This is a genomic window from Acidobacteriota bacterium (genome assembly GCA_016196065.1).
In the GTDB taxonomy this organism is placed as follows: Bacteria; Acidobacteriota; Terriglobia; order Terriglobales; family Acidobacteriaceae; genus Acidiflorens.
Genome location: JACPYL010000012.1, coordinates 819,184 through 837,307, shown reverse-complemented (window position 1 = coordinate 837,307; position 18,124 = coordinate 819,184). Strand labels below are relative to the sequence as shown.

12 protein-coding genes are annotated in these 18,124 nt (G+C 57.3%); 10 read left to right on the top strand and 2 right to left on the bottom strand.

Features of this window, described 5'->3' with window-relative positions; translation table 11 throughout:
- Positions 1 to 566 precede the first annotated feature (566 nt).
- Positions 567 to 1,223, bottom strand: coding sequence for a hypothetical protein (locus HY010_15855; protein ID MBI3477208.1), 657 nt, complete (start codon positions 1,221 to 1,223; stop codon positions 567 to 569).
- Between the two features lie 58 nt (positions 1,224 to 1,281).
- On the opposite strand from HY010_15855, the gene HY010_15850 reads away from it, so the two are divergent.
- The 10 genes from HY010_15850 to HY010_15805 all read left to right on the top strand — a co-directional run bounded on the left by HY010_15850 (position 1,282) and on the right by HY010_15805 (position 16,394).
- Positions 1,282 to 4,461, top strand: a complete 3,180-nt coding sequence (locus HY010_15850; GenBank protein ID MBI3477207.1) for a DUF3857 domain-containing protein — start codon at positions 1,282 to 1,284, stop codon at positions 4,459 to 4,461.
- 149 nt (positions 4,462 to 4,610) lie between these two features.
- The gene (locus HY010_15845; GenBank protein MBI3477206.1) at positions 4,611 to 5,168 is read left to right on the top strand and encodes an HDIG domain-containing protein; all 558 of its coding nucleotides are present in this window, start codon (positions 4,611 to 4,613) and stop codon (positions 5,166 to 5,168) included.
- A complete protein-coding gene (locus tag HY010_15840; GenBank protein MBI3477205.1) occupies positions 5,168 to 6,619 on the top strand; it encodes an MmgE/PrpD family protein in 1,452 nt (483 codons plus the stop codon). Before HY010_15845 ends, HY010_15840 begins: the two co-directional genes overlap by 1 nt.
- A 27-nt stretch (positions 6,620 to 6,646) precedes the next feature.
- Positions 6,647 to 7,114, top strand: a complete 468-nt coding sequence (locus tag HY010_15835; GenBank protein ID MBI3477204.1) for a DinB family protein — start codon at positions 6,647 to 6,649, stop codon at positions 7,112 to 7,114.
- A gap of 8 nt (positions 7,115 to 7,122) precedes the next feature.
- Complete coding sequence (gene lysF, locus HY010_15830; GenBank protein ID MBI3477203.1) at positions 7,123 to 9,066, top strand: homoaconitase; 1,944 nt, start codon at positions 7,123 to 7,125, stop codon at positions 9,064 to 9,066.
- Positions 9,067 to 9,190: 124 nt separating this feature from the next.
- Entirely contained in the window at positions 9,191 to 10,375 is a 1,185-nt protein-coding gene (locus tag HY010_15825; protein ID MBI3477202.1) for an isocitrate/isopropylmalate dehydrogenase family protein, read from the top strand.
- A 39-nt stretch (positions 10,376 to 10,414) separates the two neighbouring features.
- The gene (locus HY010_15820) at positions 10,415 to 11,623 is read left to right on the top strand and encodes an HpcH/HpaI aldolase/citrate lyase family protein (GenBank protein MBI3477201.1); all 1,209 of its coding nucleotides are present in this window, start codon (positions 10,415 to 10,417) and stop codon (positions 11,621 to 11,623) included.
- 50 nt (positions 11,624 to 11,673) lie between these two features.
- Positions 11,674 to 13,179, top strand: a complete 1,506-nt coding sequence (locus HY010_15815; GenBank protein ID MBI3477200.1) for a citrate lyase subunit alpha — start codon at positions 11,674 to 11,676, stop codon at positions 13,177 to 13,179.
- Positions 13,180 to 13,332: 153 nt separating this feature from the next.
- A complete protein-coding gene (locus tag HY010_15810) occupies positions 13,333 to 15,567 on the top strand; it encodes an alpha-galactosidase (GenBank protein MBI3477199.1) in 2,235 nt (744 codons plus the stop codon).
- A 59-nt stretch (positions 15,568 to 15,626) separates the two neighbouring features.
- Entirely contained in the window at positions 15,627 to 16,394 is a 768-nt protein-coding gene (locus HY010_15805) for an SDR family oxidoreductase (protein MBI3477198.1), read from the top strand.
- A gap of 74 nt (positions 16,395 to 16,468) precedes the next feature.
- Here HY010_15805 and HY010_15800 read toward each other — a convergent pair whose 3' ends face one another.
- Positions 16,469 to 18,055, bottom strand: a complete 1,587-nt coding sequence (locus HY010_15800; GenBank protein MBI3477197.1) for a thiol oxidoreductase-like protein — start codon at positions 18,053 to 18,055, stop codon at positions 16,469 to 16,471.
- Between the last annotated feature and the right edge of the window lie 69 nt (positions 18,056 to 18,124).

Below are 18,124 nucleotides of genomic sequence, written 5' to 3'. Positions count from 1 at the left end.
TAATCGTTCTTTGACACGTTCTGAAGTTTTCCCGGTTGGTGCAGCGTCCGGGGCTCAAGCGAAGTCACTTCAATAACCGCAAGGTGAGTTGAAGAGGGCGAGCAAGGGTCTATAGCTAAGCGCTGGTCGAGGCGAACAAGAACCCATGTCGAAGGCAGGATAGAGTCCCGAGGCGTTGGATTGGTTTATCCGGTTGGCGGTGAGCCCGGAGCCCGAGCAAGGTCGCCGCAAAGTTAACCTGCAAAGGTGCTTTGCGAGTGAGGTCAGCAAGGGTCTAAACGCGAGCTACTGGCCGAGACGAATGATTCCAACACCACCTCGGGACTCTCTATTTTTAGTTCTCAGTTTCCAGTTCTCAGTTCTCAGTCCTTCTTCCTTTTTTCTGAGCCCTCCGCTTGCTTTACCCTTCCAGCAAATCAGTCAGTGAAGAACCAAGTGCTCCCTCCGACGCCGGGCGGAACGCTCTGGGTTTTGGTGTCACTGAGAACTGAGAACCAACAACTGAGAACTGGGGCTAAGGGTTTTGCTGTCACTGAGAACTGAGAACCGGCAACTGAGAACTGGATCTAAGGCCCTTGCACGACCGTGATCGCGCTTGGGGTTTCCAGCAATCTTCGAATGATGACATTTTTCGCCGGTATCTCCGCCACCGCATCGGCGTGGACGACATAGGCGCCGTGCGGAAGAGTCTGTCCAAATGGAATCTGGAAATTTGATGTGCCTGCCTTGAGCGAGAAGTGCTGGTATCCGAGCGCGGTCGCCCGGCCGTTTTCGGCGATCGCTACTACGATGAAGGTCAGATCGAAATCGTCTTTGGTGCCGTTGGATAACTGAACCGCGCCATCCATCTGGGCACCGTGCACCTGGGGCGGACGGAGCCACTGAAACAGCAGGCTTGCCACAACCTTGGTTTGCAGGTCCTTGGTAATTCGATTCTTTGCCGAGTCTTCCACTAACACCGTGAAACTGATTGTGCCCGGTTCCGCGACCCGACCCACCAACACTCCATCCGGCGTCAGCGAGATGCCATCCGGCAAAGTGCCAGACGCGATGCTCCAACGATACGGCGGGACACCGCCGCTGGCGTGCAATGGCAGCCGGGTTTCAACGCCGGCGTCCAACGTTGGAAGCGTCTCCTCAACAATCTTGAGTGGAGGAGCCTGCGCTCTAACCAGCAAACCAAAACAGAACATCACCAACGTGATCCGGAAAATTCGTGCCATCGTCACCCCACTGTCTTGATTTGATTTTACGCCGCTCGCAGCGTACAAAAATTGCAGTATGTCTTTCCGAGTCGCGCGCCGCCTGCTGGCTTTTTCCTGCTTCATCTTCGCAATCGCCCTTGTGAACATTGCAGGGCAATCGTCGTCTTCAGCGAAATCCGACCATGCTGATGAAGCCTCGATTTTCGAGCACATCCTGAATCGCGCGCGTTTCGAGAACGACGGCACCGGAGTGGAAGAAACAGAAGCCGTGATTCGGATCCAGAGCCAGGCGGGCGTCAAGCAGTTTGGCCAGCTCATTTTCGGTTACTCATCGGGCACCGAAGAATTGAAGGTCGACTACGTTCGCGTTAGAAAGCCCAACGGACAGGTTGTCGTGACGCCCGATTCGACCGCACAGGATTTCGCTCCTGACGATCTGCGGGAAGCGCCGATGTACAGCGATTACCGGCAGCGCCACATCTCGGTTTCGTCTCTGGAGCCGGGCGACACCCTCGAATACCGCACCGTGACCCGCATCACGACGGCCCTCGCTGCCGGAAATTTCTGGTACGAACACAGGTTTCCGAAGGGAGTCGTCGTCAACGAGGATCGATTGGAAATCGATGTCCCGAAAGCGCGCGAAGTGAAACTCAAGACACCAGTTCGCAAGCCCGAGATTGAAGAGAAAGGCGATCGACGGATTTATACCTGGGTCGTGAAAGACATCAAGCCCGAGCGCGACAAAGACGATCAGGACGAGGAAGAGGATACTGGCCCCGACGTGCAGATGACCACCTTCACAGACTGGAAGCAGGTTGCAGAGTGGTACGCAAAGCTCCAGGGCGAGCGCATGGTGGTCGATGACAACGTCCGCAAGAAAGCAGACGAGCTTACCAAAGGCGCCACCAATCCAACAGAAAAGGCTCGCCGGCTGTATGACTTCGTAGCGCGCAACATTCGCTACGTGAGCCTCTCCTTCGGAATCGGCCGCTACCAGCCCCATTCCGCGTCTGACGTGCTCACCAACAATTACGGCGACTGCAAGGACAAACACACTCTGCTATCCGCCATGCTCCGCGCGGAAGGGATTCAAAGTTATCCGGTGTTGATCCACAGCTCTCGCCAGCTTGATCCTGAAATCGCATCGCCCGCCCAGTTCGACCACGTCATCACCGCAGCACGGCTGACCTCGGGAGCGAATCTAACATGGCTCGATACCACCACCGAAGTCGCTCCTTACGGGCTCATCCTGTATCAGCTTCGCAACAAGCAAGCGGTGCTCGCGTCTGCCGACGCCGAAGGCGGCCTGGTGCGAACGCCGGCCGATTCGCCCGTCAAAAGCTCCGCTCGCCTGGTGATTGATGGAAAGATCAGCGAGTTCGGTGCATTCGATGCGACGCTTGAATACACCGCCGAAGGCGATCGCGATTTTCCAATGCGGGCCGGCTTCCGCCAGGTCCCCGAAGCTCGTTGGAAGGATTTTGTGAGCATCATTTCGACGGGCTGGGGCTTTCCCGGAGATGTGGATCAAGTGAAAGTCGATCCGATCGAGGACACCTCCAAGCCCTTTCACTTGAAATATCACCTGCGAATCAACCCCTATTTTGAAGTACCCTCGGCGAGCGCAAACTTCCGGCCGATTCCGCCTCTCGGCGTCCACGCAGTGACAACGTCTGCTAAGAGCAAGGAGCCCTTTGAGATCGGCCCGGCCGGCGAGATGGACTATCGAATACGGCTGGAATTTCCTTCCAACTTTTCTGTGAACACGCCCACCGCGGTGAAGATGGCGCGTGACTATGGCGAGTACTCATCCTCATACACACTGAGCAAAGGAGTACTACAAGGGCAGCGCAAATTGATCGTCAAATTGAACGAACTGCCCGCTGCCCGCCGCGCGGACTACGATTCTTTCCGCGATGTCACGCGCAGCGATGAGAGCCAGGTTCTAACCGCGAGCATCCTCGCTCCTTCGGGGAAAAATGGAGACAACGCGTCCGCGAAGATCGAAGGCACGCCTGCCGAATTGCACAGAGCCGGAATAAAGTCGCTTCAGAGCAAGGACTATCGCAGCGCGATCGATCTGCTGAAGCGCGCCGTAGATCGGGATCCAAACCTGAAAGAGGGCTGGTACGACCTGGGGCAGGCTTACGCCGGGTCCAACAATCACGCAGAAGCGATCCGCGCATTTCAAAAACAGATTGACCTCGATCCAAATCACAAAAGCGCGAACGGCGATCTTGCGATGGAACTGCAACAGTCGGGAAAATCCGAGGAAGCGATCGCCGCATACCGCAAGCAACTTGAAATTGTTCCCTTCGAAAAGCCGGCACATAAGAACCTGGGAATGCTGCTGGCGCAAATCGGACGCGATGCCGATGCCCGCACAGAACTAGAAACCGCGGTGTCGATTCCTCCTGACGATCCGGAAACACGACTGTCGTTAGCGCAGATCTACACGAGGCTGGGGGAGAAGTCGAAAGCGCAGGAACTGCTCAAGGGGTTGACCGGCTCCACGGCAGGCGATTCCGGGGAAGACATTTTTGCGGCGGCACTGGGTCCTGACGTCGATCCTGTAAAGACGGAGAATGATGCGCGCCAGGTTCTTTACGATATTGGCGAACAATTCGATTCCGGCGAGTACGACCGCCTGGGGCCATCGGCATTCTCGGCGATGCGTCTGGTTGCGCTCTCGTGGTCGCGCATCGGATGGGCCAAGTATCTGCGCGGCGAAACCCTGGACGCGATGCAATTCCTGAATTCAGCCTGGCTTCTCAGCCAGTCCGGCACGGTCGCCAACCGGCTTGGACAAGTTCTGGAAAAACAGGGCCAGCATGAAAAAGCGCGCCAGATTTACTTGTTGGCGATAGCAGCGGGCGGGAGTGCGGTCGCCGATTCGCGCGAGCGGCTGGGGAAACTTCCTCCTGCAACGGGCCCGGGCAAAGACACGGCTCTGTCGGTCAGCGATCTGATCCAGGCTCGTACAGTGAAACTCAGTCCGCTTGCACCCAAGGCTTCCGCGCACTTTAATCTCGTATTCGACAGCTCGCCACGCCCGGAACGTGCCGAATTTGTCGATGGAGACGAGTCTCTCCGAGCCGCTTCCGCGCAGCTTAGAGAAAAGGACTTCCCCGTAAAATTTCCGGACGCTTCGTCCGTCAAGATCGTCCGGCGCGGCCAATTGACATGTAGTGCATCGGGTTGTTCGATCGAACTGCTGCCGATTGAGCAAACGACGGGAGCCTCCGCAAACAAGTAGAAGTGGGAGACACACACGCCCGCGATGTGATTGTGATGTGTCTGGCGATCAGGTTGTGAGCAGCGTCACATCCGCTTGCGCCAACGTCACTCGACGCCAATGCGCGCGCTCCGATAGTCTATTGAGTCCTGCTACGGGGAGGTCATGCAATGCGCGATGCCGTCGAGCGTCTTTGGCCGGAAATTCAGTGGATTGCCGACACCCGGTTGCGCGAGCAAGTCACGCAAACCTGGATCAAAGCTCTCGAGCGCAGTCCTCTGAAGCCCGATGACCTGAATCAGATTCCCTTCACGCTGCTCGTACCGAATTGTCCGATCACATTCATGGAACATAAGCGCTGCGTCGTCCACATTGCGCGCGATAGTGCAAAGGCAATGACCGCCTTCATGGGAAGAGCCCTGCCGATTAACGAGGACGTCGTGATTGCTGGAGCGATCCTCGCTGACGTTGGAAAGTTGCTGGAGTATGAAATCGGCCCCGACGGCAAGAGTCGCCAGAGTGAACGCGGCGAGGCGCTGCGGCATCCGTTTACCGGCGTCGCGCTCGCGATGGAATGCGGCGTCGCCGACGAAGTGTGCCATATCATCGCGTCCCATGCCGCCGAAGGGGATCTCGTGAAGCGCACGACGGAAGCGTTCATCGTGCACCACGCTGACTTTATGGCCTTCTTACCATTTAAGAATCCTAAGAATGTAAAGGTGAAGTAATGTCCACCCAAACTGGAAGCGAAACCATTACCGCGAAGATGTCCCGTTGGGCTGCCTCGCTGGAATATAAGCAACTCTCGCAAGAGGCTGTGTATCAAGCGAAACGCTTTCTGCTTGATTCCGTTGGCTGCGCGCTGGGCGGATATCAGCAGCATGACGTGGTCATCGCGCTTGAAGTTCTGGACGAGATCGCTGGTCGCGGCCCCGCTACTGTGATCGGGACAGGCAAGAAGATCGATGCTGTGTCGGCGTCGCTCGCCAATGCGTTGATGATCCGCTGCATGGATTACAACGACATTTATTGGAAGCAGGACCCATCCCACCCGTCAGACATTTTCCCCGCCGCGATGGCCTGTTGCGAGCGCGCCAAAAGTGACGGTAAAGAACTCATTGTCGGATTTGTACTCGGCCACGAATTTGAAATGCGCCTCTGCGAAGCCGCCTTCCCGGGAATTCGCGAGCGAGGATGGCATCATGCGACTCTTACCGCATTTGCTTCGCCGATCGTCGCCGGACGCGCACTACGCTTGCCATGGGACAAAATTCAGCATGCGATCGGCATCTCGGCATCGCGTCACTGCACGATGGGCGCTGTGACTGCGGGCAAACTCACGATGATGAAAAATACCGTGGATCCGATGGCCACGCAGAGCGGAGTGCTCGCCGCGCTCCTCGCCGAGAAGGGATACAGCGGTCCGGAGCACGTGATCGACGGCAAGGAAGGCCTTGCTCACTGCTACGGTCCGGAATGGAAGCTGAACCTGCTTACGGATGGGCTGGGCGAATCCTGGCGCATCACGCAATGCGGAATGAAATTCTTCCCGACGGAAGCGCTGACGCACGCCCCGATCTCAGCAGTCCTCGATCTGGTGAAGAGCAACGACTTGCATCCGGACAATGTCACGAAGATCCAGATTCGGTCGCTGGCGCGTGCTGCCGACATTCTCTCGGATCCCAGTAAGTACGATCCTCACACCAAGGAAACCGCGGATCACTCGCTTCCTTACGTGATCGCGGCTGCGCTCGCCGAACGGCAGGTCACACCCGCGCAGTTTGAGATGAAGAAAATCATGGATCCGACGATCCGCGCGCAGTTGAGGAAAGTCGAAGTCGTCGCCGATCCTGAAATTGAAAAAGTCTTTCCCGCGCTGCAACGAGTTATCGTGAACATTACCACCACCGATGGCCGGACATTCTCAAAGCAACTTGACTATCCCAAGGGCGATCCCCGGAATCCGTTGAGCGACGCGGAGATCGAAGAGAAATTCTCGGCCCTGGCGGAAGGCGTGCTCTCCAAAGGTGCGCAGAAGAAGTTGGTCAATGCGATCTGGAATCTGGAGAAGGTAGCGTCTGTCTCGAAATTGATGGCGATGATGAAAGCAGACGTGAAGAAGAAAGCGGTCCACACCAAGGCAAAGACGGCGAAGAAGAAAAGCAAGAAGCGCCGTTAAATGCTCGTCGCACAAAAGGATCAGGAAATGTCAGACCTCAATCAAGCGATCGGCACTGGACTCGAAACCCGCTACAAGAAACTGGGGAACATGTTGAACGATCTGGCTGCTCCCTTGACCGACGAACAGTTCTGGGCCAGGCCTTTCCCATTCGGAAACAGTTTTGGCCATCTGGTGCTGCACGTCACGGGCAATTTGAACTACTACATCGGGACGCAGATCGCGCAGACCGGATATGTGCGCGACCGTCCTCGCGAGTTTTCTGAAACCGCGCGGCCACCTAAGGCAGAGACTCTGAAGAAGTTCGACGATGCGATTGCAGTTGTGCTCAAAGCGATTCGCAGCCAGGCTCCGGAAGATTGGTCGAAACCGTACGCCGCGGCTGGTGCCGATGCGCGCGATCGCTTCGACATGGTCTTGCAGTGTGCGACGCACCTGCATCACCACATGGGACAAATGATTTACCTGGCATTCGCGCTTAAGAAGAAAGATTGAGGTCGTTTATGGGCCAGACCATCACTGAAAAGATCGCGCAGACCCACATGACCGAAGGGCCGAATCGTCCACTGCGCGCGGGGGACTTTCTCTCGATCCGCCCCCACCGTTGCATGACGCACGACAACACGTCGGCTGTGATGAGTAAGTTCAAAGGCATTGGCGCAAAGAAACTCAGCAACGCACAGCAGATGGTGTTCGCGCTCGATCACGACATCCAGAATCAGGACGAATCGAACCAGAAAAAATATCGCGCCATCGAAGCGTTCGCAATAGAGCACGGCGTGGATTTCTATCCCGCGGGTTCGGGCATCGGCCATCAGATCATGGTGGAGCGCGGATACGTGGTCCCCGGAGCTTTCGTAGTGGCGTCGGATTCCCATTCCAACATGTACGGAGCACTGGGCGCGATCGGAACCCCCATTGTCCGTACCGACGCTGCGGCCGTGTGGGCCACCGGCGAATTCTGGTGGCAGATTCCGCGCTCTATCCAGGTTGTTCTCGAAGGGACGCTTCCTGAGGGCGTCACCGGCAAAGACGTCATCATCACGCTGTGCGGACTCTACAACCACGACGAATGTTTGAACGCCGCGGTCGAGTTCTCCGGGGCGGGTGTGGCATCCCTTTCCATGGACGAGCGTTTTTCGATTTCCAACATGACCACCGAATGGGGGCCCCTGGTGGGATGGTTCCCTGCTGACGCGGTGACGATCAAGTATCTGCGCGGTATTCATGCACGCCTGAAATCAATGGGCATCGAGCGCTTCTCTTCCAGGGACATCGACAACTGGGAAAAGAATCCGCCTGCGCCAGATCCCGATGCCAACTACGCAGCCCGAATCGTTCTCGATCTTGGACAAGTTACCCCTCACGTCTCCGGTCCAGATTCTGTGCAAGTCATGCAATCGCTCGCCGCGATGGAGAAGAACAAAGTTGCGATCCAGAAGGCGTATCTGATTTCGTGTGTGAATTCGCGAGTGGAAGATCTGGAAGCGGCGGCCAAAGTTCTTCGCGGAAAGAAAATTGCGGCAGGCGTGAAATTCTATTTGTCCGCGGCGAGCCAGTGGGTACAGGCAGAGTCGGTGAAAAGCGGTGCGTGGCAAACGCTACTGGATGCCGGCGCCACTCCATTGCCTTCGGGATGCGGGCCATGCATCGGACTCGGCATTGGCCTGCTCGAGCCGGGCGAAGCTGGAATCTCCGCTACCAACCGCAACTTCAAAGGACGCATGGGATCGCGCGATGCGAAATGCTATCTCGCAAGCCCCGAGGTCGTAGCGGCATCCGCAGTCGCGGGGTACATTTGCGGTCCACATCAATTTGGCGCTGGTGAGCCGCAACGCCAATACACTGAACTCGCCAGCAAATCGGGCAGCGCAGAGAAAGTGGAAATACTGGCAGGCTTTCCCCAGAGCGTGAAAGGGCGGCTCATCTTTGTGCCGCAGGACAACGTCAATACCGACGCCATCTACGGCAAGGACTACACCTATCGCGACGATATGACTCCGGAGATGATGGCGAAAGTCGTCATGGAGAACTACGACCCTCAATTTGCATCCCGCACGCAAGCCGGAGACGTGATCGTCAGCCAATTCAATTTCGGCACCGGATCGAGCCGCGAACAAGCGGTAACGTGCCTGAAAGCGAAAGGCATTCCACTGGTGATCGCTGCCAGTTTTTCGCAAACTTATCTGCGCAACGCGTTTAACAATGGATTCCTGTGTATTGAAGTTCCTGAATTTGTGAACCGCTTACGCGAGCAGTTTGCGGAAGAAATCACAGCCAAGGAGAAAACAATTGTCCCTGGCGACAACGTTGACATTGATTTTACGAGCAGCACGATCACGTGGCGTGGCGCGAAATTTACTTTCCCGGCATTGGGGAGTGTCCCGCAGTCGCTAGTGATCGCGGGCGGAGTGGAGAATTTGGTAGTGAAGCGATTGGCTGTTTAGCACCGGCGGCGAAGAGTCCGGCGGGGGAAGCAGGCCTTCGCGTCGCTCAAGATGACAATTTTGAGACGTGTTCTTCATTGCGTCTCGGCGGTTCAAGATTCTGACTTTGATTTGAGGAGCACTCATGGCGAAATACACAGTTATCTCCATGCCGGGCGACGGCATTGGCAACCAGGTTCTGCCGGAAGCGCTGCGCGTTTTGAACGCGGTCGGCTTCGATGCCGAATACATTCACGCTGACATCGGCTGGGACAGTTGGTGCGCGCAAGGAAATGCGCTTCCAGAGCGCACGATGGAACTGCTCGCCAAGCACAAACTGGGCCTTTTTGGCGCGATCACTTCCAAACCCAACAAAGCCGCGCAGGCCGAATTGAAGCCGGAACTGCAAGGCAAAGGCTACGTGTATTACTCGCCGATTGTCACCATGCGGCAGAAGTTCAATCTCGATACCTGTATGCGTCCCTGCGTCGGCTTCACGGGCAATCCGCTGAATTACATACGCAAGAAGACAGACGGCGGATTCGACGAGCCCCTCATCGACACGACTGTGTTTCGACAAGGCACCGAAGGGATGTATGCCGGCGTCGAGTGGACCAACCCTCCCGACAACGTTCGCGCCGCACTCAACAGCCATCCAAGATTCAAGGCTTTCGCCAACGTTCCGGGACCGGAACTGGCCGTCAGTTGCCGCATCATCACTCGCCATGCCGCGGAACGCATCGTCACGGCAGCTTTTGAATATGCGAAGAGGCGCGGATTCAAGGGCGTGACCATCTGCGAGAAGCCGAACGTCGTCCGCGAGACTTCCGGCATGATGGAAGAAGTCGCCAAGGAAGTTGCCGCCAGGTATCCGGGGATCGCGCTCTGGTCCACCAACATTGACGCGCAGTTAATGTGGCTGAACAAGAATCCGGAAGAGTACAACGTGATCGTGGCTTCGAACCTGTTCGGTGACATTCTCTCCGACGCATTCGCCGGACTCGTCGGCGGCCTCGGATTCGCGGCCTCCGGCAACATCGGCGATGATGTCGCCGTCTTCGAGCCCACGCATGGATCGGCTCCCAAGTATGCGGAACTGAATCCGCCAATCGTGAATCCGATTGCGATGATTCTCTCCGCAGCCATGATGCTCGATCACGTCCACGAAGATCAGAAAGCTAATCGCATTCGGCAGGCGATCGCATCGGTAGTGAAAGAAGGGAAAGTCCGAACTTACGATATGATGCGTCTGACGGGCGGATCGAAGGCCATCAGTCAGGGCGCGGCGTCCACGGTGCAGATGACGGACGCAATTTTGAAAAAACTCTAGCGAATTGAGAGAACGGCTCCTCGTGGCAGAGAGATTTTTATGACCGCACTCGAAACGCAGCCGCGATCCAGCGAAGCTGGTCACTGGGGTAAAGATGTCCGCTCCGACGCGCACGTGGCTTTTGAAGTGCGCGATACCGGTGGCGTGGAAGTTGCGCTTGAATCTCGCGTCGCTCCGTACTACGGCGATGCGATCCAGGAACAGGCGCGCGCAGTTCTCGAGGAACTTGGAGTCAAGCACGCGCGGGTTTCGATCCACGACGAAGGCGCACTGCCTTTTGTGATAGCCGCAAGACTGGAAGCGGCCGTCCGGCGTGCTGGAGCCGCGCTTGGCAAACGTTCCTTACCCGCGCAACACCCTTTGCCGCAGCCTTCCGCAAAAGATCGACTGCGGCGCTCGCGGCTTTATCTTCCCGGCTCCGAGCCGAAGTATTACATCAACGCGTCCCTGCACTCGCCCGACGCGATCATCCTCGACCTCGAAGATTCTGTTCACCGCGACGAAAAAGATGTTGCTCGCATTCTAGTGCGCAATACCCTGCGTGCCGTCGATTTCGGTGCGTGCGAACGCATGGTCCGCATCAACCAGTTGCCGCTCGGACTGGAAGATCTCGCCGATGTGATTGCTGAAAGCCCCGACTTGATCCTGATGCCGAAGTGCGAAGACCCGCAACAGGTGGCGGAAGTCGACCGCATGATCGGCGAACTGAAATCGCGCCACGGCATCATCCGGCCGATCTGGATCATGCCGATCCTGGAATCCGCGCTGGGGATTGAGAATGCGTTTCCTATCGCCATCGCGAGCGAGAATGTCGCCGCGCTGACGATCGGGCTTGAAGACTACACAGCAGACATGGGCGTGGCAAAGACTCCGGAAGGGCGCGAGTCGCTCTACGCACGGTCGCGTGTCGTCAACGCGGCGCGGGCGGCGGGAGTACAGGCCATTGACTCCGTCTTTTCCGATGTCGGCGATATGGACGGGTTGCTGCGTTGGGGACGCGCGTCGCGCGCCCTGGGATTCGAAGGTATGGGATGCATTCATCCCGGACAGATTCGAGTGGTGCACGAAGCGTTCACACCATCCGCGAGCGAGATCGAAAAGGCGCAGAAGATTGTCGCTGCATTTGAAGACGCGCAACAGAAAGGCCTGGCCGTGGTGAGTCTGGGGTCCAAGATGATTGATCCGCCAGTCGTGCAGCGGGCGTTGAAGCTGGTCGAGCGCGCCAAAGCGATGGGAGCGATCTCGTGAGCCAGCGGCCGGAACTCGCACAGAATGCCGCCGGACGGCCTGTTCCCACCATGGTGAACGGCAAGCCGCAGATCCCATTTCTTGGTGCGGGAAAGTTTCAGCCGCGTGGACGCAAGGCCGGCCCACCCATCCGCTCCAACAAAGATTATCCCGACAACGGGGACAAGCGCGTTCCCGATCTGGAAACTGCATTGCGAAAATGCGGGCTGCGCGACGGCATGGTTATCTCGAGCCACCATCATCTACGCGACGGCGACAAGGTGGCGCTGATGGTGCTTGAAGCTGCCGCGAAAATTGGCGTTAAGGATCTGATGTGGTTCCCGAGCGCGTCGTTTCCGTCGCAGAAAGGCGCGATCGAACTGATGGAGAAGGGTGTCATCCATCACATCGAAGGTTCGATGAACGGGCCGCTCGGGGACTATTGCACGCAGGGCAAAATGCGCGGCATGGGTGTGCTCCGCTCGCATGGCGGCCGCTACCAGGCGATTCAGGACGGAGAGATTCACATTGATATTGCCGTGATCGCCGCACCCACCGCCGACAGTTTCGGCAACGCCGATGGCTCGCATGGCAAGTCAGCCTGTGGATCGCTCGGATTTGCGTTCGCCGATTCCACGTATGCAGACAACGTAATCGTCGTCACCGACAACCTCGTGCCATTCCCGTGCGTGCCCTGGCAGATTCAAGGGAACAACGTGGATCATGTAGTGGAAATCGAATCCATCGGCGACCCGGCCAAGATCGTCTCCGGCACAACGCAGATCACTCGTTCGCCGGACCGCTTGCGCATCGCCGAACTGGTCGCACAATTTCTCCGTGCCGCCGGCATCATGAAGAATGGATTTTCGTTTCAGGCAGGCGCAGGCGGCATCGCCCTCGCGTTCGTGCAGTACCTGAAGCAGATGATGAAGGACGAGGGCGTGAAAGCGCGCTTCGTGCGGGGCGGATCCACGAAAGTTCTGGTCGAACTTCTGCAGGAGGGCTTGACCGACTACATTCTCGACGGTCAGACGTTCGATCTCGACGGCGTCAGGTCGATGGCGAACGATCCGCGCCACGTCGCGACTTCCCCTTTCACTTCTTACAACTATCACGGCAAAGGGAATTTCGCTTCACTCGTGGACGCCGTTATTCTCGGCGCCACCGAAGTCGACATTCATTTCAACGCCAACGTCGTCACCCATTCAGACGGACGTTTGCTCCACGGCATCGGCGGCTGGCAGAATTGCCTGTTCTCTGGTTGCACGATTCTGGCGGTACCGTCATTCCGCGATCGCATTCCGGTGATCGTCGATCAGGTCACAACTTTGACAGGGCCGGGAGAAATGATCGACGTGATCGTCACCGAGCTTGGCATCGCGATCAATCCCAAACGGCAGGACTTGATCGATGCAGTAAAGGGTTCCAAGCTGCCGATTCGCCCGTTGCAGGACATTAAGGCAGAAGTGGAAGGCATCTGCGGCAGGCCCGCGAAGCCGAAACTTGGTGACCGTCCATGCGCAGTTGTAAAGTGGGTCGACGGCACGATTCTCGACACGATTTGGCAAGTCGGCTAACGCACTCACCTCCTGAATAGCGCGCCGCCGCGATCCAGCGCTGGTCATCATGGCTCCATCCGGTGTATATTCCGAACGGTTACCTTTTGTTTCGTTTACTATCGTTCTTAAATTCCTGCCCGACCGGGCGCACCTTGGGAAAAGAGGTATCTTATGGCCCTCAAGAAATTCCGGATTGTTCTCATCGCAGCGATCATGTTTCTGATCGCGTGCTCGCATCTGCCCCGGCAATCAAGCACGGACGCCAAGCCCAAACCCGGCGCCACGCAGCCATCGACAATTAAGGTTGAGGTGAACGATGGGGGCCCGGTCGTGCTCACCACCAGTTCGGCTCAGTTTCAGGTGCGTCCCGATGGATATGTCCAGGCTTTCCTTCTGAAAGATGGCCAGAAGGTCTCACTCGACGAACCTCGGGTCGGCGCCACCGCCGACAGCGACTACGTTGTCGTGGCGGGCAAAGAAATTCATTTCACCCTCGACTTCCAACAGGCGAAAGTCATGGAAGCCGCCGGCAAGATGGGTGCCGGAAAGCGAGTGGAAATTCCCGCTCGTCCGCTGGGCCCGTCCGGGACGAATCTCCAACGCGTGCTGGCATTCGAAATCTATGACCAGTTCCCGAACATCCTGTTGAGCACCGTCGAGTACAAGAACACAGGAACCGGCGACCTCGCCATCGATAAAAGCGTCGATCAGCGCCACCGAATGAGCGCGAAATTGGCCGACGCCAAGGCGCAGCCGTGGGAGATGTGGTCATTCCATGGCGCCAGCTACGACTGGGGAAAAGATGATGTCGTCAAACTGACCAAGACTTTCTCGCAACCGAACGTAATGGGAGAAATGGTGAAAGGCGGCTACGGGGGCGGTATCCCAGTGGTTGCGTTCTGGGGGAGCCAGGTCGGCGAAGCGATCGGCCACGTCGAGACCCTTCCCATTCCCGCATCGATTCCTGCGCGCGTTGACGCTGATGGAAGAGTCGATTCGCAAATCGAATATACCGCTGGCGCTACGCTCAAGCCGGGCGAAGCCTATTCCACTCCTCGCAGTTTCCTCTCGGTCTACGCGGGTGACTTCTACGAGCCGCTGCGAATGTGGTCGAGTGTGCTTCAGAAAGAAGGCTGGGAATTGCCCAAACCTTCGAGCGAAGCTTACAACGTGAGCTGGTGCGGATGGGGATACGAATTTAACGTCACGCCCGCGCAGATGCTGGGCACGGTTCCCAAGCTGAAAGAAATGGGGATCAAGTGGGCCACGCTCGACGATCGCTGGTTCGACACCTACGGCGACTGGAATCCCCGCAATGAAACCTTTCCCGGCGATTCCATCAAGAAAATGAATGACGATTTCCACAAAGACGACATATTCACGCAAATATGGTGGCTGCCTCTCGGCGTGGAAGATGGCGAAGGAAAATGGGAGTCGCACAAGTACGTCGTGTCGAAAGTTGTGAAAGAACATCCTGACTGGCTCATCCTCGACAAGAACGGCAAGCACGCTCGCATCACGAGGAACCTTGCAGCCATGTGTCCGGCGGTGCCGGAAGTGCGTGCGTATCACAAAATGCTGACGGAGAAATTCATCCGAGACTGGGGATTCGACGGCAGCAAGCTCGACAACATTTACAGCATGCCCGCGTGCTATAACCCGGCCCATCATCACAAGTCGCCGCAGGACTCCGTGAATGCGATGGCCGATATTTACAAAGAAATCTTCCAGACTTCACGGGCGATCAAACCGCAGAGCGTGACGCAAACTTGCCCATGCGGCACGCCGCCGTCATTGGCATGGCTGCCGTTCATGGACCAGGCCGTAACGGCCGATCCGGTCGGCGGGGTGCAAGTGCGCCGGCGGATCAAGATGTACAAAGCTTTGCTTGGTCCGGAGTCGGCGGTGTATGGCGATCACGTGGAACTCTCCGAAATGGACCGTGTCGGCAACAATTGGACCGAGCACGGTGAAGACTTCGCTTCCACCATCGGTGCAGGCGGCGTGGTCGGAACGAAGTTTGTATGGCCCGATCCCGGACCGAAATACAAAGCAGTCAATCTGACTCCCGCCAAAGAAGAACACTGGAAGAAGTGGATTGGCATCTACAACCAGAAAATGCTCTCCAAAGGTGAATTCAAAGATCTGTACAACTACGGCTACGATTCGCCCGAGGCTTACGCAATCGCAAAGGACGGCAAGATGTATTACGCGTTTTTTGCGCCGTCGGCGGCAGCCTGGAAAGGCGAGGTGGAACTGCGTGGGCTGAAGCCAGGCCAATACCATGTCGCCGAATACGGCGAAGGCAAGGACTTGGGTTCGGTCACAGCGAGCGCCAACGGGACCGCAAAACTTGCAACGGAGATCCGCGGCCACTTGCTGGTTGAAGCGACCGCGCTCCCATAGCCGTCTCGCACCATGGCGCGATTCTGGGCAGACAGGTATCCTGATCTGCCCAATTTTATTTGCGGAGGTGGTGCGTGCGCGGGTTGCAAGCGAAACGAGTCCTGATCACCGGTGGAGCAAGCGGCATTGGTGCAGCCACGGCGGCGCGCTTTCTCGACGAAGGATGCGTCGTGTGCGTCATCGACCGCGATCCGGAAGCTCGCCGGAAGATCATGCAGGAATTACCCGACCTGGCAGGTGCCATCGCCGCCGATGTTTCGGATCTAAAACAGGTGCAAGCCGCCTTCGCGGAAGCAATCCAGCTGATGCTCGGTGTGGACGTCCTGATCAACAATGCCGGCATAAGCATTCGCCACAATTTTCTCGATATCACGCCCGAAGAATGGGACAAGGTGATCGCCGTGAATCTGACCGGCGTCTTCTACATGGCACAAACCGCCGCCCGCCACATGATGGAACGAGGCAGCGGAGTGATTTTGCAAACCGCATCGACCAACGGTGTGATGGGCTATCCCTATTATGCGGACTACAACGCGACCAAGGCAGGGGTAATCGAACTCACAAAATCGATGGCCCTCGAACTTGCTCCCAAAGTGCGCGTGTGCGCTGTTGCTCCAGGGTATGTGCTGACGCCCATGCAGCGCGCGGAGTACACGGATGAAATGCTGGACCAGGTGAACCAGAAAGTTCCGCTACGCCGTCATGCTCAGCCCGAGGAGATCGCGGCGCTGTTCGCGTTCCTCGCGTCCGACGACGCCGCCTACATGACCGGCCACGTCTTCACCTGCGACGGAGGAGAAACTGCGGGAGGATTGGCCAGCCGATGATTTCGTGATTCGCCGAAAATCACCGGCCGGCATTCTCCCTCATTGGTGCATGGAACAACACGTCCCTAGAGTCCCTACTCCGGGTCCGCGGGGTTGTTAAACAGCACGCCCAGCTTGATACTGCCGTGGCCGAATTGCGGAAAGCCGACCTTGGTCGGATCTCCAGGATCCAGGCTTGATGCCGTATCGTCTGGCGGGAACAGGATGAGCGAGTTCAGAAACGTCTGGAGCGCAATCTGTTCCGAAGCCGGCAAGACCGCGTACTTGTCCCGCATCGCCTGAGCTTCTCCTCCATGACGCAGGATGACGTCATGCAGCGAATTGCTCCGCCCGTCGTGTCCATATGGTCCGGTCGTGCCGACGCCCCACAGAGCGCGAGTCAGAAACTGTTTCTGCGTCGAGCCGTCCCAGTTGCGCTCGTAAAAATTCGGGCCGACATCGTGACGCTTCAGATCGGTCAGGATATCTTTCACAACGAATGAATTCCCGAGCGGAAGTTTCAGGGTCGGCTGTCCGCTGCCGTCATCGACTTCGTGGAACAGCGGCATCGCCGTCGCAAACAGGCTGTTGAAGTAACACGCCTGCATCGGTGGCGTGCAGGAACGACTGGGGTCGTAAGCCGTCTCCAGATCAGCGACGCGTCGATCGTGATTGATGGTCAGATCCGTCACGTGACACGACGTGCAACCGACACGCTTGAAAATCTTTCGGCCCTTGTCGGCGATCGCATTCGGCTCACCGTGTCCAGGCTTGAAGTAATTCAACAGGTAGAACTCCAGGTGATCCACGAGCGCAGGATCGATCTCGTTGCCATTGTCAGGATCGGGCGCGGGAGGAGCGCTGATCTTGTCCTTCGACCCATCGAGCACCATGCCAGACGGAGTCACAACACGGCCGCCTGCACTCGCCGTAAGCAGGTCCGGATCAGTGGACGCTTCTAATCCCATTTCGTTGTGCAGCGCACCCACGATGAACTCACGCATCGAAATCGTGCTGCCCTCTGCGAAGAACGGCTTCACGCGCAGATCGGCGTCCACGCCCTGCACCTGTGAGGTGTCGACGGAGCCGTCGGGATTCCCCTTGATCTTGCCGTAACTCACACCCTTGCTGAGCAACTTCAAAGTAATCGGCTTCTTCTGTTGCTGGGCGAGAATAACTGCGAGATCGCGCGTGGAGCGCAGATCGGTCGTGATCTCGTCACCTAACATCTCTTTCAGCCCCAGGCCGAACAGATGACCGGCGTCACGGCTATCGGGACGCGTCACCACGTTCCCGCCGGCTCCGCCGGAACCACGCGGCCGTCCGTGACACAGAGCGCAACTATCGGACAAGCCGGCTCCGATTCCGATATCGGTGTTGATGTCACCGACGCCATCTTTCTCATTCGCTCCCTGACCCTGCAAACGCGTAAATTTGCGCTGGAATAATTGCCGGCCCCGACGAATCGAGCGGAACGGATCACGGTTGATAATGTACATCGACGATCCCTGCGTGTTCACATCGCCTCGTCCGGCGCCAATTTCGTCCAATAATGACTTGTTGATACCTGCCTTCGCCGTGTTCGGCGCCTGCGTGTTGTCGATCATTTGTGCCTGTGCTGCCAGTGTAGAGAGCAGCAATCCCGTTCCTGCGAACCCGATTATCTTGTCCCAAACCCGCATAATCAGTCTCCTTGTAGTGAGTTGCCGGAATACTCAGCAGTCATCGCACCGACGCGCGTCAACGAGTGG